Origin of the sequence: Streptomyces zagrosensis, from assembly GCF_014203645.1 — a bacterium.
In the GTDB taxonomy this organism is placed as follows: Bacteria; Actinomycetota; Actinomycetes; order Streptomycetales; family Streptomycetaceae; genus Streptomyces; species Streptomyces zagrosensis.
Genome location: NZ_JACHJL010000004.1, coordinates 47,754 through 71,957 on the forward strand (window position 1 = coordinate 47,754; position 24,204 = coordinate 71,957).

19 protein-coding genes and 1 pseudogene are annotated in these 24,204 nt (G+C 69.3%); 9 read left to right on the forward strand and 11 right to left on the reverse strand.

The annotated features are described in order from the left end of the window. Nucleotides 1-286 precede the first annotated feature (286 nt). Nucleotides 287-1,492, forward strand: coding sequence for a cation:proton antiporter (locus tag FHS42_RS09295; protein WP_184570893.1), 1,206 nt, complete (start codon nt 287-289; stop codon nt 1,490-1,492). Nucleotides 1,493-1,842: 350 nt separating this feature from the next. Further along, nucleotides 1,843-2,697 (forward strand): aminoglycoside 3-N-acetyltransferase, encoded by an 855-nt coding sequence (gene aac(3) / locus FHS42_RS09300; RefSeq protein ID WP_184570895.1) that lies wholly within the window; start codon nt 1,843-1,845, stop codon nt 2,695-2,697. 115 nt (nt 2,698-2,812) lie between these two features. Here the strand turns inward: aac(3) and FHS42_RS38145 are convergent, their stop codons facing one another. After that, nucleotides 2,813-3,433, reverse strand: a complete 621-nt coding sequence (locus tag FHS42_RS38145) for a hypothetical protein (RefSeq protein WP_184570897.1) — start codon at nt 3,431-3,433, stop codon at nt 2,813-2,815. Nucleotides 3,434-3,712: 279 nt separating this feature from the next. Continuing rightward, on the reverse strand, nt 3,713-4,849 hold the full coding sequence (locus FHS42_RS09310) for a PP2C family protein-serine/threonine phosphatase (RefSeq protein ID WP_184570899.1): 1,137 nt from the start codon (nt 4,847-4,849) through the stop codon (nt 3,713-3,715). Between the two features lie 173 nt (nt 4,850-5,022). Here FHS42_RS09310 and FHS42_RS09315 point away from each other — a divergent pair, with 173 nt between their 5' ends. Then, nucleotides 5,023-6,252, forward strand: a complete 1,230-nt coding sequence (locus FHS42_RS09315) for a GNAT family N-acetyltransferase (protein ID WP_184570901.1) — start codon at nt 5,023-5,025, stop codon at nt 6,250-6,252. 6 nt (nt 6,253-6,258) lie between these two features. On the opposite strand, the gene FHS42_RS09320 is transcribed toward FHS42_RS09315, so the two are convergent. From FHS42_RS09320 to FHS42_RS09340, 5 genes are all read right to left on the reverse strand, one after another. Beyond that, nucleotides 6,259-6,846 (reverse strand): hypothetical protein, encoded by a 588-nt coding sequence (locus FHS42_RS09320; protein ID WP_246494436.1) that lies wholly within the window; start codon nt 6,844-6,846, stop codon nt 6,259-6,261. A 134-nt stretch (nt 6,847-6,980) separates the two neighbouring features. Further along, nucleotides 6,981-7,391: a VOC family protein gene (locus tag FHS42_RS09325; protein ID WP_184570903.1), complete on the reverse strand. Its 411-nt coding sequence runs from the start codon at nt 7,389-7,391 to the stop codon at nt 6,981-6,983. An 81-nt stretch (nt 7,392-7,472) separates the two neighbouring features. Further along, nucleotides 7,473-7,832 carry a helix-turn-helix domain-containing protein gene (locus tag FHS42_RS09330; protein WP_221476324.1) on the reverse strand — a complete coding sequence of 120 codons (360 nt, stop codon included), beginning with the start codon at nt 7,830-7,832 and terminating at the stop codon, nt 7,473-7,475. A gap of 116 nt (nt 7,833-7,948) precedes the next feature. Further along, nucleotides 7,949-8,800 (reverse strand): Fpg/Nei family DNA glycosylase, encoded by an 852-nt coding sequence (locus FHS42_RS09335; protein ID WP_184570907.1) that lies wholly within the window; start codon nt 8,798-8,800, stop codon nt 7,949-7,951. 184 nt (nt 8,801-8,984) lie between these two features. Further along, on the reverse strand, nt 8,985-9,470 hold the full coding sequence (locus FHS42_RS09340) for a ribose-5-phosphate isomerase (RefSeq protein ID WP_184570909.1): 486 nt from the start codon (nt 9,468-9,470) through the stop codon (nt 8,985-8,987). Nucleotides 9,471-9,626: 156 nt separating this feature from the next. Between FHS42_RS09340 and FHS42_RS09345 the strand changes: the two genes are divergently transcribed. Further along, complete coding sequence (locus FHS42_RS09345; RefSeq protein WP_184570911.1) at nt 9,627-11,075, forward strand: amino acid permease; 1,449 nt, start codon at nt 9,627-9,629, stop codon at nt 11,073-11,075. 164 nt (nt 11,076-11,239) lie between these two features. On the opposite strand, the gene FHS42_RS09350 is transcribed toward FHS42_RS09345, so the two are convergent. Further along, nucleotides 11,240-11,869, reverse strand: a complete 630-nt coding sequence (locus tag FHS42_RS09350; protein WP_184570913.1) for a biotin transporter BioY — start codon at nt 11,867-11,869, stop codon at nt 11,240-11,242. A gap of 274 nt (nt 11,870-12,143) precedes the next feature. On the opposite strand from FHS42_RS09350, the gene FHS42_RS09355 reads away from it, so the two are divergent. The 5 genes from FHS42_RS09355 to FHS42_RS09375 all read left to right on the forward strand — a co-directional run bounded on the left by FHS42_RS09355 (nt 12,144) and on the right by FHS42_RS09375 (nt 20,349). Next, nucleotides 12,144-13,586 (forward strand): amino acid permease, encoded by a 1,443-nt coding sequence (locus FHS42_RS09355; RefSeq protein WP_184570915.1) that lies wholly within the window; start codon nt 12,144-12,146, stop codon nt 13,584-13,586. A 141-nt stretch (nt 13,587-13,727) separates the two neighbouring features. Then, nucleotides 13,728-15,212 (forward strand): amino acid permease, encoded by a 1,485-nt coding sequence (locus tag FHS42_RS09360; protein ID WP_184570917.1) that lies wholly within the window; start codon nt 13,728-13,730, stop codon nt 15,210-15,212. A 268-nt stretch (nt 15,213-15,480) separates the two neighbouring features. Then, a complete protein-coding gene (locus tag FHS42_RS09365; protein WP_184570919.1) occupies nt 15,481-16,122 on the forward strand; it encodes a superoxide dismutase in 642 nt (213 codons plus the stop codon). 330 nt (nt 16,123-16,452) lie between these two features. After that, nucleotides 16,453-19,053 (forward strand): aminopeptidase N, encoded by a 2,601-nt coding sequence (gene pepN, locus FHS42_RS09370; protein WP_184570921.1) that lies wholly within the window; start codon nt 16,453-16,455, stop codon nt 19,051-19,053. 276 nt (nt 19,054-19,329) lie between these two features. Beyond that, nucleotides 19,330-20,349, forward strand: coding sequence for a hypothetical protein (locus FHS42_RS09375; RefSeq protein WP_184570923.1), 1,020 nt, complete (start codon nt 19,330-19,332; stop codon nt 20,347-20,349). On the opposite strand, the gene FHS42_RS09380 is transcribed toward FHS42_RS09375, so the two are convergent. The 3 genes and pseudogenes from FHS42_RS09380 to FHS42_RS09390 all read right to left on the reverse strand — a co-directional run bounded on the left by FHS42_RS09380 (nt 20,333) and on the right by FHS42_RS09390 (nt 24,003). Next, nucleotides 20,333-21,613: a serine hydrolase domain-containing protein gene (locus tag FHS42_RS09380; protein WP_184570925.1), complete on the reverse strand. Its 1,281-nt coding sequence runs from the start codon at nt 21,611-21,613 to the stop codon at nt 20,333-20,335. The genes FHS42_RS09375 and FHS42_RS09380 overlap by 17 nt on opposite strands. 225 nt (nt 21,614-21,838) lie before the next feature. After that, nucleotides 21,839-22,135, reverse strand: a pseudogene (locus FHS42_RS09385) (GNAT family N-acetyltransferase); the annotation flags it as partial. Between the two features lie 89 nt (nt 22,136-22,224). Beyond that, complete coding sequence (locus tag FHS42_RS09390) at nt 22,225-24,003, reverse strand: TIGR03767 family metallophosphoesterase (RefSeq protein WP_184570929.1); 1,779 nt, start codon at nt 24,001-24,003, stop codon at nt 22,225-22,227. Between the last annotated feature and the right edge of the window lie 201 nt (nt 24,004-24,204).

Consider the following 24,204-nt stretch of genomic DNA (forward strand, 5'->3'; position numbering starts at 1 on the left):
CGTGGTCTTTCAGCACCTCGAACGTACGGAGTGAAGGCGCGTCGGAGCCATGGCGGTCGCTGGCGGATGCATGGTGGGGAAAACCCGATGGCCGGGCGGGGGTCCGGACGCCGGGAGGCTTTCCCGCATGGGTGCGTACGTCGCGGAAGGGCCTCGTCCGGATGGTCGTACGAGCGCCCAATAATCGTTTGGTAAACTAATTACATACGACTTCTTGACTCCCCCTTGACTTACCGTCGGGCCAACCTCTGGAGGAGCCATCGGGCACGCGGACACTCTCATCGCGATGGGCGGGGCGTTTCTCGCCGCCGCCGTGCTCGCCCGCCTGGGCGCGCGGATCGGGCTGCCGACCATTCCCCTGTTCATCCTGGCCGGCATTTTGCTGGGCCCCAACACGCCGGGCTTCGTCCTGGTGGACGACCCGCACGAGCTGGAGATGCTCTCCGCGCTCGGCCTGGTGCTGCTCCTCTTCTACCTCGGTCTTGAGTTCCATCTGGACGACCTCAAGACCGGCGGTCGCAAGATGGCCATCGCGGGCGGCTCGTATCTCGCACTCAACGTGGGCGCCGGCCTTGCCTTCGGCTTCGCCCTTGGCTGGGGCACATCGGAGGCGCTGGTCCTCGCCGGTGTGCTGGGCATCTCCTCATCGGCGATCGTGACGAAGGTCCTCGTGGACCTCGGCCGGATCGGCAACCCGGAGACCAAACCCATCCTCGGCATCATCGTCGTCGAAGACATCTTCTTGGCGTTGTACCTGGCCGCTCTCCAGCCGGTGATCTCCGGCGCCGACAGCATGGGGGCGGCAGCGCTCGACGCGGGCAAGGCGTTCGGCTTCCTGCTGCTGCTCGCGGCGCTGGCGCGCTGGGGCATCGGCGTGATCGGCAAGCTCGTCGCCACCCGGGACAACGAACTGCTGGTCATCTCCTTCCTGGGCATCGCCGTCTTCGTGGCGGGAGTCTCCGAGTGGTTCGGGGTCGCGGACGCGATCGGCGCCTTCATGGTGGGCCTGATGCTCGGCAGCACCTCATCCGGCGACCGCATCCGGGAGTTGGTGCACCCACTGCGGGACGCGTTCGGCGCCATCTTCTTCTTCGCCTTCGGGCTCTCCATCGACCCCGGCGACCTGCCAACGGTGCTGGTCCCCGTTCTCATCGCGGTCGTGGTGACGCTGGCGATGAACGTGCTGGCCGGCTTGGTGGCCGCCCGGCTCTACGGGTTCGGCCCCGGCCCCGCGGCGAACATCGCCTCCGCGCTGTTGGCCCGCGGTGAGTTCGCACTGATCTTGGCCACCATGGCGGCGGGGGCCGGCCTAGACGACCGGCTCGCCCCCTTCATCGCCGGCTACGTCCTGATCCTCGCGGTGCTCGGCCCCCTGGCAGCAGGCAACTCACACTGGCTGGCCCGGGTACTCCCCGACCGGGGCGGCCCTGCGGCACAGCCGCAGGAACATCCGCAGGCACAGCCGCAAAAAGGCACGCCCCCGCGCGACTAAGCGGCCTGCTGCGCGCGTCACGGCGGCCACCCACCGGCTGCGCCCGATGCGGCGGCCCCTACGGCCCGGCGCCCTGCACGACCTGGCGCCCTGCACGGCTCGGCACCCGTCGGCCCTTCGCGAGGTGCCCGGCCGCCGTGCGCCTCGGCCCAACACGGGGGGCCCAACACGGCGAGGCCCAGCACGGCGAGGCTCACCGCAGCGGTGCTCACCACAGCGGTGCTCAGCACGGTGGCCACCCAGCACGGTGGGGGCCGCCTCTCACGGCGGGCACGCGCACCAACCCGCCCCGCGTCGGGGGAGGTTAATCGGTTGCCGTGGGTCCACGGGGAGGGGATACGTTCACGCTCATGGACGAACTGGCCCTCCTCAAGCACTCTGACGGCCCGGTCACCCGCAGCCGACTCAGCCGCGATCTGCGTGCGCTCGGCCTCGCCAACGGTGACACCGTGATGTTCCACACGCAGATGTCCGCCATCGGGTACGTAGCGGGCGGCCCGGAGACGGTCATCGGCGGCCTCAGTGACGTCGTGGGCGCCAGCGGAACACTCATGGTGACCTGCGGCTGGAACGACGCCCCACCGTACGACTTCACCGACTGGCCGGTGGCCTGGCAAGACGCCCTGCGCGCGGAGCACCCCGCGTACGACTCCCTGCTCAGCGAGGCTGACCACAACAACGGCCGGCTCCCCGAAGCGCTGCGCCGCTGGCCGGGCGCCGTCCGCAGCCGGCATCCCGACGCGAGCTTCGCCGCCATCGGCGCAGCGGCGACCGCCCTGCTGGCCGACCACCCCTGGGACGGCCCGCACGGCCCCGACAGTCCCCTGGCGCGGCTGGTCCAGCACGGCGGCCGGGTACTGCTCCTGGGGGCCCCGCTGGACTCGATCACCTTGCTGCACCACGCCGAGGCACTCGCCGACGCCCCCGGTAAGCGGTTCGTGGACTACGAGCAGCCGATCCTGGAAGACGGCAAGCGCAGCTGGCGGCGTTTCCACGACATCGACTCACAAGACGGGGCGTTCGACTACTCGTCCGTGGTGCCCGATGGCCAGTGGCCGTTCGAGGCCATCGCCCAGGACATGCTCGCCGCCGGCATCGGCCGCCACGGCCTGGTCGGCGCCGCGACAAGCTACCTCTTCGAGGCCGGCGACGTCGTGGACTTCGGCCGTACCTGGATCGAGGACAAACTGGGCGAGGGCCGGTGACCACCCGCTAAACGATCGGCGCGGGGCCTGTCGTGAAGCTCACTTCGCCGTGGCCCAGGGCGAAGGGCCGGCCCCCTTGAGGGAGAACCGGCCCTTCGTTGGTTGTGGGACGCGATCAGCAGGGGAGGGTGGTGTGACCGGCGGCGCCGGTGGCACCTGTGGTGCCGTCAGCGTTGAACGTGGCGGCGGTGCCGTTGCCGCCGGGCTGGCCCGGACATACCGGGCTGGCGGCGCCGCCAGCGCCGCCCGTACCGCCCTTGTGGCTGCCTCCCGCCGTGGAGGCGCCGCCGTCTCCGCCCTTGCCGCCCAAGACGCCGGTCCCGGCGTCGCCGACGCCCCCTACGCCGCCTTTGCCACCGGTGCCGCCGAGTGTGGCGGCGCCACCGGACCCGCCGATGCCGCCGTTGCCGTTGGCGCCGCCGGCGCCTCCCGCGCCACCGGCGCCGCCGACGCTCGCGCTGCCGTTGGCGTCGCCGCCGACGCCGCCATCGCCGCCGTTGCCGTTGGCGCCGGCCGCGCCACCGGTGCCGCCCAGGCCACCGAGCCCATCGTTACTCCCCACGCCATTGGCTCCGTTACCGCCGGGAAGCCCCAGGGTGCCGAGGCTGCGAGCGCTGCCCGCGTTGGTCTGAGCTGTTGCGGAAGCGAGGACAGGGGTAGCGGCCAGGCCAGCTACAGCGAGCGCGGCGACGAGGAGGGTCCGGGTGGTGGCGGCGGTGCTGCGCGTGAAGCGCATGAGGTACGCCTTTCGGTTGTTCAGTCGAAGGAATACCCCGACTGACAACATTCACCCTAAGTATGAATTATCTACACCGCACGCTACATAATGATCAAATGTCTTAAAACGCCAAATTAACTAGAAATTGGCCGGTAAGTAATCCGCATCCTCGAAGGCAGGCCCAGCTTGGTGAGGATGTTGCCGATGCCTCGCCGGAGCCCAGGAGTTCGACGGCGTACGTCCGTCACCACGGCATCGGGGCAGGCCCCTTGAACGCGGCAATCCTGCACCCTGCGCCTAGTCTCGGCAGATCAGCAGCAGCGCCCGGTCGTCGTTGACGTCCTTGGCCACCGACTCGATCAGATGCCACGCCGCGCCGTGGAAGCCGCTGGCGACATAGCGGTCCGCCTCGCCCGTGAGGCGGTCGATGCCATCGGTGATGTCACGTTCGGCGGTCTCCACCAGGCCATCGGTGAACAGCATCAGCACGTCACCGGAGCGCAGGCTGCCCTTGATCGGATCGAACTGCGCCCCGTCGTACACACCGAGCAGCGGGCCCTCGGCCGCCATCTCGTCCCAGCGCCCCGAGCCCGCGTTGAGGTGGAGCGCGGGCGGATGGCCTGCCGAGTACAGCTCGTAGTCGCCGCTGTCGAGGTCGAGTACGAGATGGATCGAGGTGGCGAAGCCCTCGTCCCAGTCCTGGCGCAGCAGATAGCCGTTGGCCGCGGGCAAGAAGCCGTGCGGGGGCAGCGAGCCGAGCAGCCCGCCGAACGCGCCGGAGAGCAGCAGCGCACGCGACGCCGCGTCCATGCCCTTGCCCGACACATCGGTGAGTACGACCTCAAGGGTGCGCCCGCCGCCGGTACGGGCCGCGACCACGAAGTCACCCGAAAACGACTGGCCGCCCGCCGGGCGCAGGGACATCTCGCGGTGCCAGCCTCGCGGCAGACCGGGCAACTTGCTCTGCACCCGGATGCGTTCGCGCAGGTCGAAGAGCATGGTCCCGCCACCGCGCCAGGGCACTCCGACCCGGCTGCGAAACTGCGCGATCAGCAAGCCGAAGAACCCGACCGCCGCAACCACCAAAATGGTGCCGGCGGTCACCCGGTCCTCGCCACCGGTGTACGGGCCAAGGACCGCGGCCTCCACGATCAAGGCCGCCGCCGACGCCGCGTACAGCCCGAGCAGGCTGGCGGGGCGCAGCAGCAGCCCGCCCGCGACGATCGGCAACACGAGCGCGGCCGGGTCGCACCAGTCAGGCTGGGCGACGGTGCCCGCCGCGATGGCCGGCACCGAGACCAGCAGGGTCACCAGGACCAGCCAGTCGGAGCCGTCACCGCGGAAGTAGTCAACCCCGGCCTTGCGCACACCGGTGCGGGCCCGGTGCAGAGCCTTGCGCATCCGGGCCGTCGGGCTTTCCACGCCGCCAGTCATCGCATCGGGACCCTATCCACCCTTCGCCATGCTCCGCACATTTCACCGTCTCCGACGCTTCGCATGGTCCGCCCCCAGCGCAACGCCTCGCGCGCCTCGGGTCACCGGTCGAGAGGGGAATCCTAAGCGAAATACGCTCGCCTGTGCGGGTTCGGCCTTGCTAGGCATGGCATATGACAACGGACTTGCGGGTGCTGCGCCCTGCCGAATGGGGCGCGTGGTACACGAAATTGGAAGACGCTTTCGGCGGGATCACCGAGGCACCCGAAAAACGGCAACTGTGGCACGACCTGACCGAGACCGAGCGGTCTCTCGCCGTCTGGGACGGTGCGGAATGCGTCGGCACCGCCACGGCGTTCAGCTTCCAACTGGCCGTGCCCGGTGGGGCGGCGGTGCCCACCGCCGGTGTGAGTTTCGTGAGCGTGCAGCCGACGCACCGGCGGCGCGGCGTGCTGCGGTCGATGATGCGGCGGCAGCTCGATGACGTTCGCGCGGCGGGCGAGCCTCTGGCAGCGTTGACCGCATCAGAACCGGACATTTATGGCCGCTTCGGGTACGGCTTCGCGACGCAGAGCCTGTACGCGAGCATCGACCTCACCCAGGTACGGCTGTCCGTTCCGGACGGCACCGACGCCCTCTCCCTGCGGCTCGCCGCCCCGGAGTCGGTGCTCGACATCTGCGAGGCGATTTACGCCGAGCGAGCCATACAACGCCCGGGTGGCCTGGCCCGACGGCCCGGCTGGGAGCGACTGGCGTTGCTCGACCCGCCGGCGGATCGGGCAGGTACCTCACCGCTGAAGTGCGTACTGGTCCAGGAGAACGGCCAGCCGGTGGGGTACGCGCGCTACGCCATCAAGCTCGAATGGCAACTGACGGGCGCACAGGGCAGCGTGCACCTGCGCGATATCGAGGCGCTGCACCCGCGGGCCTACGCGGCGCTGTGGCGGTTCCTGAGCGAGATCGACCTGACCTCGACGCTCGTGCTGCGCAACCGCCCGGTGGACGATCCCCTGTTGCACCTGGTGTCGGACATCCGGCGATGCAGTGTGCGGATCACCGACCGGATGTACGTACGGCTCGTCGAGGTGGGCGCGGCACTGGCGGCCAGGACGTACGCGGCGCCAGTCGAGCTGGTCTTCGAGGTGACGGACCCGTTTTGCCCGTGGAACGAGGGGCGGTGGCGGCTCAGTGGCGACCGCGCGGGCGCCACGTGTGCGCGGACCACGGACGCGGCCGACCTCGCGCTGTCCGTACGCGAGTTGAGCTCGGCCTATCTGGGCGGTGTTTCACTGGCCGTGCTCGGGCAAGCGGGCCGGGTGCAGGAGCTGCGCAAGGGCGCGCTCTCCGAGGCAGCGGTGGCCTTCGGCCATGAGCTGGCGCCCTGGCTGCCCCACAACTTCTGATGTGCCCTACCGTCCAAGCGTGGGTTTGAGCCGGTCATTTGCAGTAGAGAGTCCGGATCGGTTCTTCGCGATGTTTCGTGTCTTCTTGGTGTTGGCCGACTCGGCGAGCAGGGCGAGTACCGCCGGCGACGTCGCCTTTTCGGCGAGGACGCGCTGCATCCAGTTCGAGACCTCCGCCAACTCGGCAGGCGTCGGCAGGTGACCGTCCTTGATGGACAGGTAGAACAGCCAGTCGTGGATGCGGTGGCGGATGAACTGGCGGTGTCCCTCCGCTGGGAGCTGGTCAAGTTCCGGCAGTAGTTCGGCCGACCACTGCCGGAACTCGGCAGGACCGGTCACCTTCACCGCGATCGCGTCCACGAGGGCGACCACCGCCGTCTTGGACCCCAGCTCGTTGGGGTCGCGCAAGATCGTGGCCACGATCTTGCGGTCCCGGTCGCGGCTGCGCGAGGAAGCGGTCACCGAGACAACGCGTTGGTACGCGGACGATCGCACGTGCTCGTCCGCGACGGCATCGTCGATGGCCACATCGACGATGCCGGCCCCCGCTAGCAACTCGGCCACATCGCGCCGCAGTGTCATCGCTTCCTTCATCCCTCGGCCACCCCAGACGAGCAGGCCCGTGACGTGCCGCGCACGCGTCCCTCACTCTGCTCAGCGCACCGGATCTGGCGGCGAGCGAACCAGCGCGGACGCTGGACCCGCTCGGTGCCGCGTCTAACCGGCCCTCAGCGCCTTGGCTGGGAAAAACGAATGCGGTTGCCGAAGGGGTCGCGGAGGCCACAGTCGGTTCCGTACGGGCGATCGGTGGGCTCCTCGGTGAACTCCACGCCCCGGCCCAGCAGCGTCTCGTACGTCGTGCGGCAGTCGTCCGTGGTGAAAATGAGCCACCCACCCATCGCGCCCTTGGTCACCAACTCACGGACCTGCTGTGCCGTCTCGTCGGACATCGCCGGAGCGCCCGGCTTCTCCAGCAGAATCTGGCGCTCCGGGTGGCCGGGGACGCTGACCGTAAGCCAGCGCATGAAGCCCATGTCAACGTCGGCGTTGACCTCCAGACCGAGCTTTCCTACATAGAAATCGAGGGCCTCGTTCTGATCGAGGACGTATATCTGCGACTGCGTGATGGCGTTGAACATGTGCATCACGTTACTGGGCACAGCGGCCGAAAACTTATCCAAAACTGCTCGGTTGACAGCCAGTGCGGGCCGTGCGGACGATCAGGCGCTCGGTCGCATCCAAGCCATCGCGAAGCACGTTGGTACGCCCGTGGCCACCGCCTCTTTGCGGTACGTCCGCGGCGACCGGCCGACGATGTCGCGGAACGTGCGGCTGAAGCTCCCCAGGCTGCTGAAGCCGACTTCACAGCACACGTCCGTCACGCTGCGATCGGTTTCCCGCAGCAGGAACATCGCGCGCTCCACGCGGCGGCGTTGCAGGTAGCGGTGAGGCGTCTCGCCGAACGTGGCCCGGAAGGTGCGGGCGAAGTGCGCCGGGGACACATGGGCGATTTCGGCCAGAGCCGGGACGTCCATCGGCTGCGCGTAGTCGCGGTCCATCGCATCCCGCGCCCGGAGCATGCGGCGGTTGCTGTCTTCTACGGCGTGACTCACGACGCCATCCCCCCACGAGTGTCTCGTCGTCCATGGCGGCCCCGGTACCTGGTGCGGTCCGCCTTCTCCCACCGCGACGGTCCCTAGCGGCGTTGGCAACCCGGGCACCAGAAGAGGTTGCGGGCGGCGAGTTCGGCGGTGCGGATCTCGCCGCCACAGATATGGCAGGGCTGCCGCGCCCTGCGGTACACGTAGACCTCTCCCCCATGGTCGTCCACGCGCGGTGGCCGGCCCATGGCCTCGGGTAGATGCTCGGGCCTGACCGTATCGATGCGGTTGTTTCTGACTCCTTCGCGCATCAAGGCGATCAAGTCGGCCCAGATGGCGTCCCATTCGGCGCGGTTGAGGTCGCGGCCGGCGCGGTACGGGTCGATGCCGTGCCGGAAGAGCACCTCGGCGCGGTACACGTTGCCCACTCCCGCGATCACCTTTTGGTCCATCAGCAGCGTGGCGATGGTGGTCCGGCTGCGGGAGATCCGCTGCCAGGCGGGCTCGCCGTCGTCGCTCGGGGTGCCCGCCGCACCGGCTGCGTTCGCGTGCGCGGGGGCCGCGCGCAACGGGTCAGGGCCGAGCCGGTCGTGTATCGCCTGCTTCTCGGCGTCGGTGATCAGCCCGCAGGTCGTCGGCCCGCGGAGATCGGCGTACGCGTCGGGGCCGCTGAGGCGCAGCCGAACGGTGTCGGTGGGCGGTGGCGCGGGGGCCGCGCCGAAGGTGAGCTTGCCGAACAGGCCGAGGTGGATGTGGACCCAGCCGGCGGCGCCGAAGCCGAGGAAGAGGTGCTTGCCGTGGGCGTCGGCGTCGGTCAGCGGCTGCCTGTCGATCAGTGCCGCGCCGTCCGCGAACTTGCCCTGGGGGCTACTCGCACGTACCGGACGGTCGGCGAAGCGCTCGCGGTAGTCCGCCGCGAGACGGTGGATCGTATGCCCCTCTGGCACGCTGATTCCTCCGGGCTGAACCTGGCCCCGGGCCGGCGGGCGGGGCGCCCGCCGGCCGGCCCGGGGCGTCACCTCCCGAGCCGTCGCAGGCCCGAGCCGTCGCACGCCGGGACCACGCAGGCCGCTGGCCTGCGGGTCGCTGACCTGCGGGCCGCCGGACCTGCGGGTGCGTCGGCCGCTGGCGTTAGGGCTGCGGGTGGTGGGCCGGGATGGGGGGAAGCTTGCCCGTGAGTTCGTACGAGGCGAGCATGTCGATGCGGCGCGTGTGCCGCTCCTCACCCGAGTACGGGGTGTCCAAGAAGACCTCGACGAAGCGGGTGGCCTCCTCCAGGCTGTGCATCCGGCCGCCGACGCTGATGACGTTGGCGTTGTTGTGCTCGCGGCCGAGCCGGGCGGTCTCCTCGCTCCAGGCGAGTGCGGCGCGTACGCCCTTGACCTTGTTGGCGGCGATCTGCTCGCCGTTGCCCGAGCCGCCGATCACGATGCCCAGGCTCTCGTCGTCCGCGGCGGTGCGTTCGGCGGCGCGGAGGCAGAACGGCGGGTAGTCGTCCTGAGCGTCGTAGAGGTGCGGGCCGCAGTCGATGGGCTCGTGGTCGTTGGCCTCAAGCCATTCGACGAGGTGGTTTTTGAGTTCGTAACCGGCATGGTCGGAGCCGAGGTACACGCGCATGTGCTGAGTGTGGCATGAGCACAGGCGGGTAAGAGCGCGCGGGTGCGGAAGGCGGCCCCCAGCAGGCAACGATTGGGAATCAGATCTTCCGCTCAGCTTCGCCCTGAGTTTGAATGCCGGGGCCGCACACAGCACCACCCAAGCGAAGGATCGTGCATGAGTACGCAGCCGCCTCCCGGCACGGTGAAAACGGTGAAAGGGGCCAAGGACACGCCCGAAGCCCCGGATGCCGCACCTGCCGGCGAGGGCCTGAAAGCCGGCCTGAAGAACCGGCATCTGTCGATGATCGCGATCGGCGGGGTGATCGGCGCCGGCCTGTTCGTCGGCTCCGGCGCCGGCATCGCCAAGGCCGGGCCCGGCATCTTGATCTCGTATGCCATCGCCGGGCTGCTGGTCGTCCTGGTGATGCGGATGCTGGGTGAGATGGCGGCGGCCGATCCGAGCTCGGGGTCGTTCTCGGCGTACGCGGACCGGTCGCTCGGGCACTGGGCGGGCTTCACGATCGGCTGGCTGTACTGGTTCTTTTGGGTCGTGGTGCTCGCCGTCGAGGCGACCGCGGCGGCGGCGATCCTCACCGAGTGGGTGCCCACCATTCCGCAATGGGCCTGGGCGCTGCTGGTGATGATCGTGCTCACCGTCACCAACCTGGCCTCGGTCGGCTCCTACGGAGAGTTCGAGTTCTGGTTCGCCGGGATCAAGGTCGTGGCGATCGCCGCGTTCATCGTGATCGCCGGGCTCGCGGTGTTCGGCGTGCTGCCCGATACGGAGGCGGTGGGCGTCTCGCATTTGACCGGTGACGGCGGATTCCTACCCAACGGCCCCGGCACGATCCTGTCGGGCATGCTTCTGGTGGTCTTTTCCTTCATGGGCAGCGAAATCGTCACGTTGGCAGCGGGCGAGTCCGCCGAGCCGGCGAAGATGGTCAGCCGGGCGACCAACAGCGTCATCTGGCGCATCGGCATCTTCTACCTGGGCTCGATCGCGCTCGTGGTGATGCTGCTGCCGTGGAACTCCCAGGCTCTGCTGGACGATGGCCCCTACGTCGCCGCGCTCAATGAGATCGGCATCGCACACGCCGGGACGATCATGGACGTGATCGTGGTGACGGCCGTGCTGTCCTGTTTGAACTCCGGCCTGTACACGGCGTCCCGGATGGCCTTCTCGCTCGGTCAGCGCGGCGATGCGCCGAAGGCGTTCGCGCGGGTGAACAAGCGGGGCGTGCCGGCCGCCGCGATCTGGTCGTCGGTGGCCTTCGGCTTCGTCGCCGTCATCTTCAACTACACCTCGCCGGACACCGTCTTCGAGTTCCTGCTCAACTCTTCCGGCGCGGTGGCCCTCTTTGTGTGGCTGGTCATCTGCTTCTCGCAGTTGCGGATGCGGCCGGTCATCGAGCGCGAGATGCCGGAGCGGCACACGGTGCGGATGTGGCTCTACCCGTATCTGACGTACGCCGCGATCGGGCTGATCATCTTCATCCTCGGCTACATGCTCTACGACGATGAGGGCCGCGAAAAGATGGTGCTCTCGCTGGTGGTGGGGGCGCTGGTGCTGGTGACCGGTCTGCTGTTGGACCGTAAGCGGCAGCGCGCGGCCAGCTCGTCCTGATCCGCCGGGCCTGCCCACGGACGGCCGTCCGTCATGGTGAGTGCGCGCCGACCGCCACGGCGGGTGCGCGCGAGCGTGCGGCCGGGCGCCCCGGGCAGCGGCCCGGGGCGCCCATCAGCAACAGGCCCCGGGCCTGCGGCGCTCAGCAGCCGCGGCCCGCGCTGTCAGGAGCCGGAGCGGTCTGCGCTGTCCGCACCGGAGCGGTTGAGCACGTGCCACGCCGCGGGCAGCAGGCCCATCGCCAAGGCCGCCTTGAGCGCGTCGCCCAACAGGAACGGGGTCAGGCCGGCCGCCACCGCCTCGGTCAGCGACATGTCAGCGGCCAGCGCCAGGTACGGCACGCCGATGGCATAGATGATCGCGGAGCCAACGGCCATGGTCCCCACGGTGCGCAGCATGCCCCGGTCCCCGCCGCGCCGCGCCAGCGCGCCTACGGCGGTGGCCGCGAGCATCATGCCGATGACGTAGCCGAAGGACGGCGCGGCAGCGCCCGATGCACCCTCGGCGAACCACGGCATGCCGGCCATCCCGACCAGTGCGTACACCAGCAGTGAGAGCAGGCCGCGGCCCGCGCCGAGCGAGGCGCCGACGAGCAGGGCGGCGAAGGTTTGGCCGGTGACCGGCACCGGCGAGCCCGGCACCGGGACGGCGATCTGCGCGGCGATGCCGGTGAGGGCGGCGCCGCCGACGATGAGGGCGGCATCCCTGACCCGGGCGCGGCCGGAGGTCGAGGCGTGCAGCAGGTCGGCGAGGACCGAATCGGTCCTGGTGGTGGAGGCGGTGACAGTGCTCAACGGTTCTCCCCGTAGATCAAGCAGACAGCAGGAACAGGGCGACGTTAACTCAGCCCTTATCTCGCACTCACCGTGAACTGCTCACAAAGCCGCTGCCCGCACCTTGGCGGGTTCGGCACCTGGGCCGAAGACCCGCAGCACGCTGCGCATTCGCCGTTTCGGCTGGTCGCGTGATGCTCGTCACGAAGCGCTCGGCGTCAGGGGAATCGTTTTGCGGTCCGCCGTATAGGACGGCAACACTGTGGGCTCCCACCAATACGAGAGTACGAGCGCGATGCATGACAGACCCACACCCGGCAGCGCCGACAGCACCGACAGTGCCAGCGGTGCCGGCAGCGCCAGCACCGCAGAACCGCTAGCCGGGGGGCTCAAGCAGCGTCACATGACGATGCTGGGCCTCGGCGGGGTGATCGGTGCGGGGCTGTTCGTCGGCTCGGGCGCCGGGATCTCCGTGGCCGGGCCCGGCATCGTCTTGTCCTATGCCATCGCGGGCGGGCTCGCGATGCTGGTGATGCGCATGCTGGGCGAGATGTCGGCGGCGATGCCGGCCTCCGGGGCGTTCTCGGTGCACGCGGAGCGTGCCCTGGGGCGCTGGGCCGGGTTTTCGGTGGGCTGGCTGTATTGGTTCTTGCTGGTGGTCGTGTTGGCGGTGGAGGCCACGGGGGCGGCGGGCATTGCCCATGGCTGGGCGCCCCAGGTGCCGCAGTGGGCCTGGGTGCTGCTGTTCATGGTGGTGTTCACGGCCGCCAACCTGGTCGCGGTGAGCAACTTCGGGGAGTTCGAGTTCTGGTTCGCCGCGCTGAAGGTGAGCGCGATCGTGCTGTTCCTCATCTTGGGACTGCTGGCGATCTTCGGGGTACTGCCCGACACCGAAGCGGTCGGGCTCTCCCATCTCACCGGGGAGGGCGGCTTCGTGCCCAAGGGCTGGGGCGGCGTGGTCTCCGGCGTGCTGGCGGTGGTCTTCGCCTTCGGCGGTCTTGAGGTGGTCACCATCGCGGCGGCCGAGTCGGACGACCCGGCGCGTGCGGTGGGCCGCGCGGTGCGCAGCGCCGTGTGGCGCATCCTCTTCTTCTACATCGGCTCAATGCTGGTGATCGTCACCGTGCTGCCGTGGACGGACATGTCGCCCGGCAAGAGCCCGTATGTGGCGGTGCTCGACCACATCGGCGTTCCGGCGGCCGGGCAGATCATGAACATCGTGGTGTTCGTGGCGCTGCTGTCGGCACTGAACGCCAATCTCTACGGCTCCTCACGAATGATCTTCTCGCTCGCCGAGCGCGGCGAAGCGCCGCGGGCGCTGCTGCGGGTGACGGCGGGCGGGGTGCCGCGCCGGGCGGTGTTCGCCTCGGTGGCCTTCGGGTTCGCCTCGGTGGTACTGAACCTGCGGTGGCCGGATTCGATCTTTCAGTACCTGTTGAACGCGGTCGGCGCTGTCCTGCTGTTCGTCTGGGCCCTGATCGCCGCGTCACAGCTTCGGCTGCGGCGCCGCATGGACCCGGCAGCGGTTTCGGCGCTGCCGCTGCGGATGTGGGGTTTTCCCTGGCTGACCCGGGGGGCGCTGATCGCGATGGCGGCTGTCCTGGTGCTGATGCTGACCGACGACGCGGCACGTCCGCAGTTGCTCTGGTCGGCCGGCGCGACCGCCGCCGTACTGGCCGTCGCGGGGGTACGGGAGTGGCTCGCCCGGCGGGCTGCGGGTGAACAATCACCCACCTGACGATCGGTCGGGCACGGAACGTCATATCGGCGTCTGGATATCGGACAGAGCTGTCCGAACTGTTGTCCTGAGCGGACACGCGCCTCAAACTGGGGCCTTCATGCGCACCTTTAGGCTCTCACGGAGTGGACCTCTATCACCATGAACCGGACACCAGCGTCCTCCGCACCGGAGCGCGAGCCGACCGACAAAGTAACGGACGGCGACGGAGCCGGCGCTGCCAACCCCGCCCATCTTGGCCAGGGCCTCAAGCAGCGGCATCTGTCGATGATCGCGCTGGGCGGCGTGATCGGCGCGGGCCTGTTCGTCGGCTCGGGCGCGGGCATCGCGGCGGCGGGGCCCTCCATCGTCTGTGCGTACGCGGTCTCCGGCCTGCTGGTGATGCTGGTCATGCGGATGCTGGGCGAGATGGCCGCCGCCAACCCCGCATCAGGCTCCTTCTCCGTGCACGCCGACCGCTCGATCGGCCCCTGGGCCGGCTTCACGGCGGGCTGGATGTTTTGGCTGTTGCTGTGCGTGGCGGTGGCCGCGGAGGCGATCGGCGCGGCCGACATCATGGTCGGCTGGTTCCCGGACACCGAGTCCTGGATGTGGGTCGCCCTGTTCATGGTGATCTTCACCGGCACCAACCTCGCGGCGGTGAGCAACTTCGGCGAGTTCGAGTTCTGGTTCGCCGCGATGAAGGTCGCCGCCATCGCCATCTTCCTGATCCTGGGCGTCCTGGCCATCGTGGGCGCGCTGCCCGGCTCCGACGCGCCCGGCACCGACAACCTCACCGGTGACGGCGGCTTCATGCCCAACGGCGTCGATGGCCTGGTCGTCGGCCTGCTGGCGTCGGTCTTCGCCTTCGGCGGCCTGGAGACGGTCACCATCGCCGCCGCCGAGTCGGAGCACCCGCGCAAGGGCGTCGCCAAGGCGGTACGTACCGCGATGTGGCGGATCGGCCTCTTCTACGTCGGCTCGATGTTGATCATCGTCACCCTCATCCCGTGGGACAACCCCGCGGTCGTCGGCGACGGCCCGTACGTGGCGGTGCTCAACCACCTCGACATCCCGGCGGCCGGCGAGACGATGAACGTCATCGTGCTGATCGCGCTGCTTTCGGCGATGAACGCCAACATCTACGGCTCCTCGCGCATGGCCTACTCGCTGGTCTCGCGCGGCCAGGGGCCGCGGTTCCTCAACGTGCTCAGCGGTGGGGTGCCGCGCCGCGCAGTGATCGCATCGGCCGCGTTCGGCTTCCTGGCCGTGCTGTTCAACTACTGGTGGCCCGAGACCATCTTCAAGTGGCTGCTGAACATGGTGGGCGCGGCCGTGCTCGTGGTGTGGGCCTTCATCGCCGCGACCCAACTGAGCGTACGCCGGCAGTTGGAGCGCGATGCGCCGGAGAAGCTCATCGTGCGGATGTGGCTCTTCCCGTATCTGACCTGGGTGGCACTCGCGGGCACGATCGGCGTACTGCTGCTGATGCTGCGCGAGGACGACACCCGCACCCAGCTCTTCTTCACCGCCGGGCTCACGGTGGTCTTCGCCATCGTCGGCTACGTACGGCAGCGGACCGCAGCCGCCGCGAGCGCCCCGCAGTCCAATGACACCGCGAAGACCAAGGACACACCGGCCGGCTGAGCACGCCCGATCGGCGCGGCGCCCCCACGACGTGCCCGGCCCGGCCAGGCCCACGGCGTCTTCGGACGGCGGGCGAGAGCGGCCGAGTGGGCGCGACGGGCCCTTGACGACACACCAGCACACCCCGGAGGCGGGGTGGTTCCTCAGACGGAGGGACCACCCCGCCTCCGTCTTTTGGACCAGGTCAGCGCCAGTCCGTGGCGCGAAATGGTCTTGCTGGTAGCGTGCACATGCAAGTTAATTGCAATAAGCAGTCGGAGGGCTCGGCATGGCCATCTACACACTTCCTGAACTTCCGTACGACTACTCGGCGCTCGCCCCGGTGATCAGCCCCGAGATCATCGAGTTGCACCACGACAAGCACCACGCCGCGTACGTCAAGGGCGCCAACGACACCATGGACCAGCTCGCGGAGGCCCGGGACAAGGACCAGTGGGGCGCGATCAACGGCCTGGAGAAGAACCTGGCCTTCCACTTGTCCGGGCACATTTTGCACAGCATCTACTGGCACAACATGACCGGTGAGGGCGGCGGCGAGCCGCTGGACAAGGACGGCGTGGGCGATTTGGCCGACGCGATCACCGAGTCCTTCGGTTCCTTCGCCAAGTTCAAGACTCACCTCACCAAGGCCGCGGCCACCACCCAGGGTTCGGGCTGGGGCGTCCTCGCGTACGAGCCGGTCAGCGGCCGTCTCGTGGTCGAGCAGGTCTACGACCACCAGGGCAACGTCGGTCAGGGTTCGGTGCCGGTCCTGGTCTTCGACGCCTGGGAGCACGCCTTCTATCTCCAGTACAAGAACCAGAAGGTGGACTTCATCGAGGCGATGTGGCAGGTCGTCAACTGGCAGGACGTCGCCAAGCGCTACCGGTCGGCGACCAAGCGCGCCGGGAACCTGCTGCTCGCTCCCTGAGCGACGCCGCACGCGCCGCGAGGCCGACCGGCGACCACCGCCGCTTCCCAGGCCCTCGGCCGCACCGACCTCCTGCTGACGTGATCGTCTTCTCACCCTTCACGTAAGCGGGTGGAAAACAACAAGGCCCCCACGCGGTCAACGCGCGTGGGGGCCTTGTTGCGCTCGACCCTCCCACGACCCAGGGGTAACAGTCACCGCTCCGACACCACACCGCCGTGTTTCCCCCACCCCCCGATGTTGGTATCCCCTCCCTTCATTACCTCCGTGCATGACGCATGGAATGATCCTGCTGACCAATACATGAGACGCAGACAAGGGAGTCACGTCGTGCCCGGTGAGAACCTGACCCAAGAAGAGGCCCGTAGCCGGGCTGACCTGCTCACCGTGGACGCGTATGACATCGCGCTCGACCTGCGCAGCGCGATCGGCCCCCGCGACCCCGCGGGTGGCCCACGCACCTTCCGCTCCACCACCACCATCCGGTTCCGCTGCGCCGAGGAGGGCGCCTCCTCCTTCGCGGACCTGCTGGCCCCCTCCATCACGGCAGTCACGCTCAACGGGCGCGACCTCGACCCGGCCACGGTCTACGACGGCTCCCGCCTCGCGCTGACCGGCCTTGCCGCGGACAACGTGCTGACCGTGGACGCCCAGTGCGCCTACAGCAAGACCGGTCAGGGCCTGCATCGCTTCGTAGACCCCGAGGACAGCGAGGTCTACCTCTACACGCACGTCGAGCCCGCCGACGCTCGGCGCATCTTCACCAGCTTCGAACAGCCCGACCTCAAGGCCCCGTTCACCGTCGCGGTGACCGCGCCCGATGGCTGGACCGTCCTGAGCAACGGTGACCGCGCGAGCGAACCCACCGCAGCAGACGGCGGGGGCACCCACACCCGCTTCGTGACGACCCAGCCCATCTCCACGTACATCACGGCCGTCGTCGCGGGCCCCTACCACTACGAGCGTGACCACTACAGCCGCACGTTCAAGGACGGCACCACGCTCGACATCCCGCTCGGCGCACTGTGCCGCAAGGGGCTCGCCAAGCACTTCGATGCGGCCGACATCTTCACCGTCACCAAACAGGGCCTGGACTTCTTTCACGACCGCTTCGACTTCCCGTACCCGTTCGGCAAGTACGACCAGGCGTTCGTGCCCGAGTACAACATCGGCGCCATGGAGAACCCGGGCTGCGTCACCTTCCGCGAGGAATACGTCTTCCGCGGCAAGGTCACCCAGGCGTCCTACGAGGCCCGCACCAACACCTTGTTGCACGAGATGGCCCACATGTGGTTCGGCGATCTGGTCACCATGCAGTGGTGGGATGACCTGTGGCTCAAGGAGTCCTTCGCCGACTTCATGGGTGCCTACGCACTGGTCGGCGCGACCCGCTTCACCGATGGCTGGATCACCTTCGCCAACCGCCGCAAGAGCTGGGCCTACCGCGCCGACCAACTCTCCTCCACCCACCCGGTCACCGCCACCATCCGGGACCTGGAGGACGCCAAGCTCAACTTCGACGGCATCACCTACGCCAAGGGCGCCTCGGTACTCAAGCAGCTCGTCGCGTACGTCGGTGAGGAATCGTTCCTCGAAGGCGCCCGCCGCTACTTCAAGCGACACGCCTACGGCAACACCACCCTCGCCGATCTGCTGTCGGTGCTCCACGAGACCTCGGGCCGCGACATGGCCGCCTGGTCCGCCGCCTGGCTCCAGACCGCCGGCGTCAACGCGCTCACCCCCCAGGCCACCTACGACGCGGCCGGCACGATCACCGAGCTCGCCGTGCTCCAGGAGGCCTCCGACTCCCACCCGACGCTGCGCCCGCACCGAGTCGCGGTGGGCCTGTACCGGCGCGCGGACGGAGAGTTGAAGCGGTACGCGCGGGCCGAGTTGGATGTGGCCGGGCCGCGCACGGTGGTGGCCGAGTTGGCGGGGGCCGAGCGACCCGACCTGATCCTCGTCAACGACGACGACCTGACGTACTGCAAGATCCGCTTCGACGAGGGGTCCCTGGCCACCTTGCGCGGGCACCTCGGCGAGCTGGCCGACCCCATGGCCCGCGCCCTGTGCTGGTCCGCGCTGTGGAACCTCACCCGGGACGGGCTGATGCCAGCGCGCGACTTCCTCGCCCTGGTCGAGGCGTTCAGCGGCATGGAGACGGACATCGGCGTGCTGCACATGGTGCAGTCCTGGGCCGGGTACGCGCTGGCCCACTACGCCGCGCCGGGAACCCGCGAGCAGGCCGGGCAGACCCTGGCCCAGGGTGCGCTGCGAGAACTTCGGCTGGCCGAGCCGGGCAGCGGCCACCAACTGACCTGGGCCCGGTTCTTCGCCGGCGTCGCCTCCACCGAACCCGACCTTCAGCTACTGAGCGGGCTGCTCGCCGGCAACGCGAAGGTGGATGGTCTGGAGGTGGATCAAGAGCTGCGCTGGACGTTCTTGACCACGCTCGCCGCGTACGGCGCCGCCGACGCCGCGCAGATCAATGCCGAACTGGCCCGCGACAACACCGCGTCCGGCAAGCGGCACCAGGTCCGGTGCCTGACGGCGCGCCCATCGGCCGAGGTCAAGGCCGAGGCATGGACGTCGATCGTGGACCGTGACGAGCTGTCCAACGCGCTGGTGGAGGCCACCATCGCGGGGCTCAACCAGCCGCACCAGCGCGAGCTGCTCGCCCCGTTCGCACCCACGTACCTTCAGGCGCTGGAGCGAGTGTGGCAGGAGCGGTCCATCGAGATCGCGCTGACCATCGTCAACGGCCTGTTTCCCATCCTCCAGGGCGACCAGGCCACGCTCGACTCCGTCGAGGAGTGGCTGACCAAGCACGCCGACGCAGCCCCGGCCCTGCGCCGCCTGGTCGCGGAGGGTCGCGACGACCTGGCCCGCGCCCTGCACGCCCAGTCCTGCGACGTGGTGCCCGCGGCGTAAGCACTCGCCCTTGGTGGCGCCCCCTGAGCGGGGCAATAGCCGACCGGTGGCCGGCGGGAGGCTGTGCCCTCCCGCCGGCTGCGGGCTTTCGGCTGCTGGCTGCTGGCTGCTGGCTTTCAGTGTGGGTGGCGTGGCTCACGGGGTGGTGTTTGCCGGCGGCGTCCGGGAGCGTTATCGGGAGTCGAACTCATATGCTTTAGTGTGGGATCGTCCCGGTTTTCCGACAGTTCTGTCACAGCGGATACGGGGGCGCGCAAGCGCGGGAACGTGCGGAGCATGACTCATGACTTCATGGCGCCCCGCGGAGTCGCCGCTCCGCTCCCGCTGCGCCACCTCTCCGCCGTCCAGCGCCGGGTAATGACGGTCAACCAGCTGCGTGAGCACGGGGTGCCCGCCGCCGTGGTCGCCGAGCGCGGACGCCCCGGCGGGCCATGGCAGCAGGTGCTGCCGGGCGTGTACCTGCTCCATGCGGGCCGGCCCAGCGGAGCCGAACGCGTACAGGCTGCGCTGTTGTACGCGGCGCCACCGGGCACCGACCACGGTGCGCACCCGGCGGCGCTGGTGACCGGGGCGGCAGCGCTCGCACTGCACGGGTTCGCCTCGATGCCGCCGCTGGCCGCCCTGGAGCGGATCGACATCTTGGTGTCGCGCTCCCTCCAGCGACCGCGTTCGACCGCCTTTGCCCAACTACTGTCCACCGGTGCGCTACCCCGCCCGCGAGACATCACCGGGCTCCCGGTGGCGCCGGTGGCCCGCGCTCTCGCGGATGTGGTCGGCTCGCTGAGCGATGCCGACGACGTACGCGCCTTGTTGCTGGAGGCGGTACGCGATGGGCATGGTGAAGCCAGCACGGTGGTAAGGGAGTTGACGGCGGCCCAGTTGCTGGACCGGCCGCAGGTGAGGGGCGCGATCGAGGGGCTGCTGGCCGAGAGTCGGGCGGTCGCGGAGGGGCTGCTCTACCGGATGGTGCGCGAGTACGGGCTGCCGGAACCCCTGTGGAACGTGGGCTTGCGACGGCTCGGCGGTCCGTACCTGGCCACCGTGGACGCCTACTGGCCGGACCAGGCCGTGGCCGTCGAGCTGATCGCGCGCGGGCCACAGGGCGACGAGGACACGCCCTGGCCGCAGGACGCGCGCCGCCGCGAGCACCTGGAAGAGCTCGGCATCACGGTCATCCAGCTCACGGCGCGGCGGCTGCGGGAGAGCTTGGAGCGGCGGGCCGCAGCCGTGCGGGCCGCCCTGTTGGCGTCCGCCGACCGCGAGCCCCCCGCCTATGTCACTATCCTGCCGCGCTGACCGACGCACTGATGGGCGAGGTCACATCGGTACGCCTCGCCTGGTCGTCACCCTTCGGATGGGCCTTGTCGTGGCCCTTGTCCGGTGTGGTGTCGGTGGGGCCGCAGAACTCCGCTTCGACCACGGCCACGCCGTCGCCGACCCAGTCGCTGTTGAGGTTGAACGCGATGGCGTGGTTGGCGTCCTCGCTGGCGAAGGCGAACGAGGCGGAGCCGTGGATGCCGCCGTCGTGGCCCCACACCGCCTTGTCGCAAGAGAGCCGCAGCTGGGCCAGGCCAAGGCCGTACCGCAGCGGGCTGCCCGCACCGGTCGAAACGGTGGTCTTCATCTCGGCCAGCTCCGCGCGGGGCAGCAGCTTGCCGCGCAGCAGCGCGGCGTAGAAGCGGTTGAGGTCGGCGGAGTTGGAAATGATCTCGCCGGCCGCCCAGCCCCAAGAAGGGTTGAGCCGGGTGACGTCGTAGACCTTGCCCTGCGGGTCGCCCTGGAACTTGCCGTAGGCGCGCCCGCTCGGCGCGGGAACGTTCGGGTTGGTGCCGGGGAAGGTGGTGGACCGCAGCTTCAGCGGCTGCACGATGCGCCGCTGGACCTCGGCTGCGTACGGCTTGCCGGTCACCTTCTCGATGATGAGGCCGGCGAGCATGTAGTTGGTGTTGGAGTAGTTCCAGTCGGTGCCCGCCGGAAAGTCGGGAAGGTGCCGCATGGCGAGGGCCACCGCCTGTTGGGGCGACAGCGTGTCGTAGCGGTGGGCAAGGAATTTCTTGGTGGCGTACTTCTGCTGGAACGTCGAATCAGCGGTGTAGCTGAAGATCCCGCTGGTGTGGTTGAGGAGTTGGCGCACCGTGATCTTCCGGCCGTCGTGGCCGTTGCCGCGGACCAGGCCAGGCAGATAGGTGTCCACCGATGTGTCGAGGTCGATCTTTCCCTCGGCCTGCAACTGAAGCAGCACGGTCGCCGTGAAGGTCTTGTTGATGCTGCCCGCCCGAAAGCGGTCGTTCTTGCCGCGCGGCTTGCCGGTGGTCAGGTCGGCCACGCCCGCGTTTCCGTTCCATACCCCGTGCTTGTCGCGGGCCTGGCCCACCACGCCCGGCACACCATCCGCCACCTGCGCGTCCATGGCGGCCTGGGTGGCCGCGTGCCCGGTGTCCCGGCTCGCGCCGTCCGCACCATCGGTCGCCCCCGCGGTGGGTGCCGTCAGTGCGGCGGCTCCCAGTGTGGCGACCACCGTCGCCCCTACCACCGCGGTCCGTATCGCCTGTGCCGACATCTGCGATCAACCCCTCCTCCGCGCGCTGCCGCGCGTCGCTGGGCCATGCGTCCGCGCGCCGTCCCCTGGTCACAGGGACCCACGCGTCATGGCCCTCGGTCATAGGGACAGGACGTCGCGCACGGCGCACGGGTTGATCGTTTTTGCGACACCCGTACGTGGCTTCGTACGGGACGCTCGCCAGGGCAGGGCCACGGGCGGTGCCGGGGACGGGACGGGACGAGGTCAGGCGGCTGCGCGCCGTATAGGGAGATGACCATCGAGCGGGTAGGAGGGAGGAGCGGACGGCAGGATCTTGTCGAACTGGTAGCCGTTCTTCTCGGCGACGCGGCAGGATGCCAAGTTGTCCATTCGATGGAGGAGTTCGAGGCGTTCCAGACCAGTTGCTTGGAAGGCATCGAAGGACCAGGCGGTGAGGGTGTGCAGGGCTCGTGGGGCCACGCCTCGCCCGCGAGCCTGTGCCGCCGTCCAGTAGCCGACCTCGGCAGACGGCTTGCCGGGTGCGGCGGCCTTGAGTATGACGGGAGCGTTCATTGCCGGATCGTATGCAGCAGGACCGCTCGGTCGAGCGCAGCACAGCGCAGCACAGCCGCGATGCGGAAGTCGGTGGGTCAGCGGCGCTTGCGCAGCAGCAGTTCGGTGTTGCGGTCGTGCGGGTCACCGGCGAGTGCTGTGCTGCGTGCCGGGGCGTTGAACGACAGCTCGCGGTAGAGGGCGGCGAGGCCGGTCTGGGAGAGGTCGGCGTAGTCCGTACGGTGCGGCGCGGCCGACTCGATGAGGGTGGTGAACAGCGAGAGGGTGCCGTCGTTGTTGTCCACCAGCTCGACGATGCGGGCCAGTTGCGGGAAGTCGATGTGGGAGGCCGTGGTGATTTCCCAAAACGTCTTGCGCGGGGTGATCTCGTTCGTGTGGCTGTGGCCATTGATCCAGGCCAGCACGCTGGGGTTGCGGTTGAAGAGCGCGACCAGCTCCGCGCCGCTGTGCCGGGCCTCCTTCGGGCGGGCCGGGTCACGGTTCATGTTCTTCATGCCGCGGCTGTAGTGGTGGCTGAAGACGATGATGTGCTCGTCTCGGTGCGCCTTGAGGGTGCGTTCCAGCCAACGGAGTTGAGCGGTGCCGACGGAGCCGGTGTAGTGGCCGCCGGGGTCGGTGGAGTCCAGGCTGATGCCGACGACGTCAGCGGAGATGCGGAACGTGTAGTACAGGGTGCCCGCGTCGAGGTTGGCGCGGGTGTAACCGTGGCCGATGGGCCCGGGGCCCGTGTGCTGCGGGGCGAGGTGGGCGGCCAGGTACTCGCGCTGGGTGAAGGGCGCGCGGCGCTCGTCGGGGGTGACGGTGCGCATGCGCTTGGAGTGCGCGCGCAGCAGTTCCTTCATCCGCTTGCCGGTGGGGTCATCACCCTTCCGCTCGGCCTGGTACATCTTCTCGGCCTCGGCGGCCGGGATGATCTGGAGCTTCCGTTTGCCGGTGGCGACGTCGGCGAGGTAGCTGCCGCCGAAGGCGTAGGCGCCGCCTGACAGATCGTCGTGGTTGCCGATGGTGGAGTACCAGGGCATCCGCAGCCCGGGGCTGTTGACGTCGCGCATCGCAGCCTTCAAGAAGCCGTCCAGGCGCGGGAAGCCGAGCTTTTTGTCCGCGTCGCGCAGGGCGCTCTCCGGATGCCAGAACTCGCGCAGACCGCTGTCCTGGACACCCTCGTAGTGCCGCCGGTCACCGGTGTTGGGGGAGATCCGGCCGCCGCTCATGGCGGTGAGGTACCAGTCGAGTTCGACCTTGGCGTTGTTGTCGGTGTTGTCGCCCGTGGTCATCGCGAAGGACAGCGGTGCGCCGGTCACCGGGCCGTGCCGTAGCGCGTTGACCCGCTCGATGAGGGAGACCGCGCCGACGACCGACAGCGCCTCGTGCGGGCGCCAGGCGTTCACGCGGCCCGAGCGCATGAACTCGTACCGCAGCGGGTGCTGCACATCGGTCAGATGCAGGTCGGTGAGTTGAACGAAGGAGGCGAGCGTGGTGCGCCGGTCGGCGCGGCCCGCCTTGGCGGCGGCCAGCTCGCCGCGCACCTTGCGCGGCCAGCCCGGCCCGTCACCCAGCCGTCGATACGCGCCGGAGCCGCGCGGGGCGGCGACGCTTTGCAGCGTGGTACCCGCGGCCGATGGCCGGGCCGCCGCGGCGGGCGCCGGAGCGACGCGGCGTTCGGCGCCGCGTACGGGCTCCGGCGGTGACGGCGACGCGGTGGCCGACCCGGTGGCGGGGCCGAGGGCCAGGCCGAGTCCGACGGCGGCGCCGGTGCCCCCGGCGGCGGCGAGCAGGGTGCGGCGATTGACCGCGGCCACCGTGGACGTGGCGGCCGATGCGGCGGAACGGATACGGGACCGGGCCATACGGGACATGCGCGATCTCCCCGAGTCAATGCGCGGAAGCAGTGGGGCGTGACGGGCGAGTGCTGGGCACGACGGGTGTGGTGGGCGGGTGATGGGAGCACGAGGGATGGGGCCGGTAGGAGCAACGGCAGGCGGCTGGCCACCGCCGTCACTTGGATCGTTGGCAGTGGGAATGGCCTGCGCGTAAACGGGACAGCAACGTGTGACGCC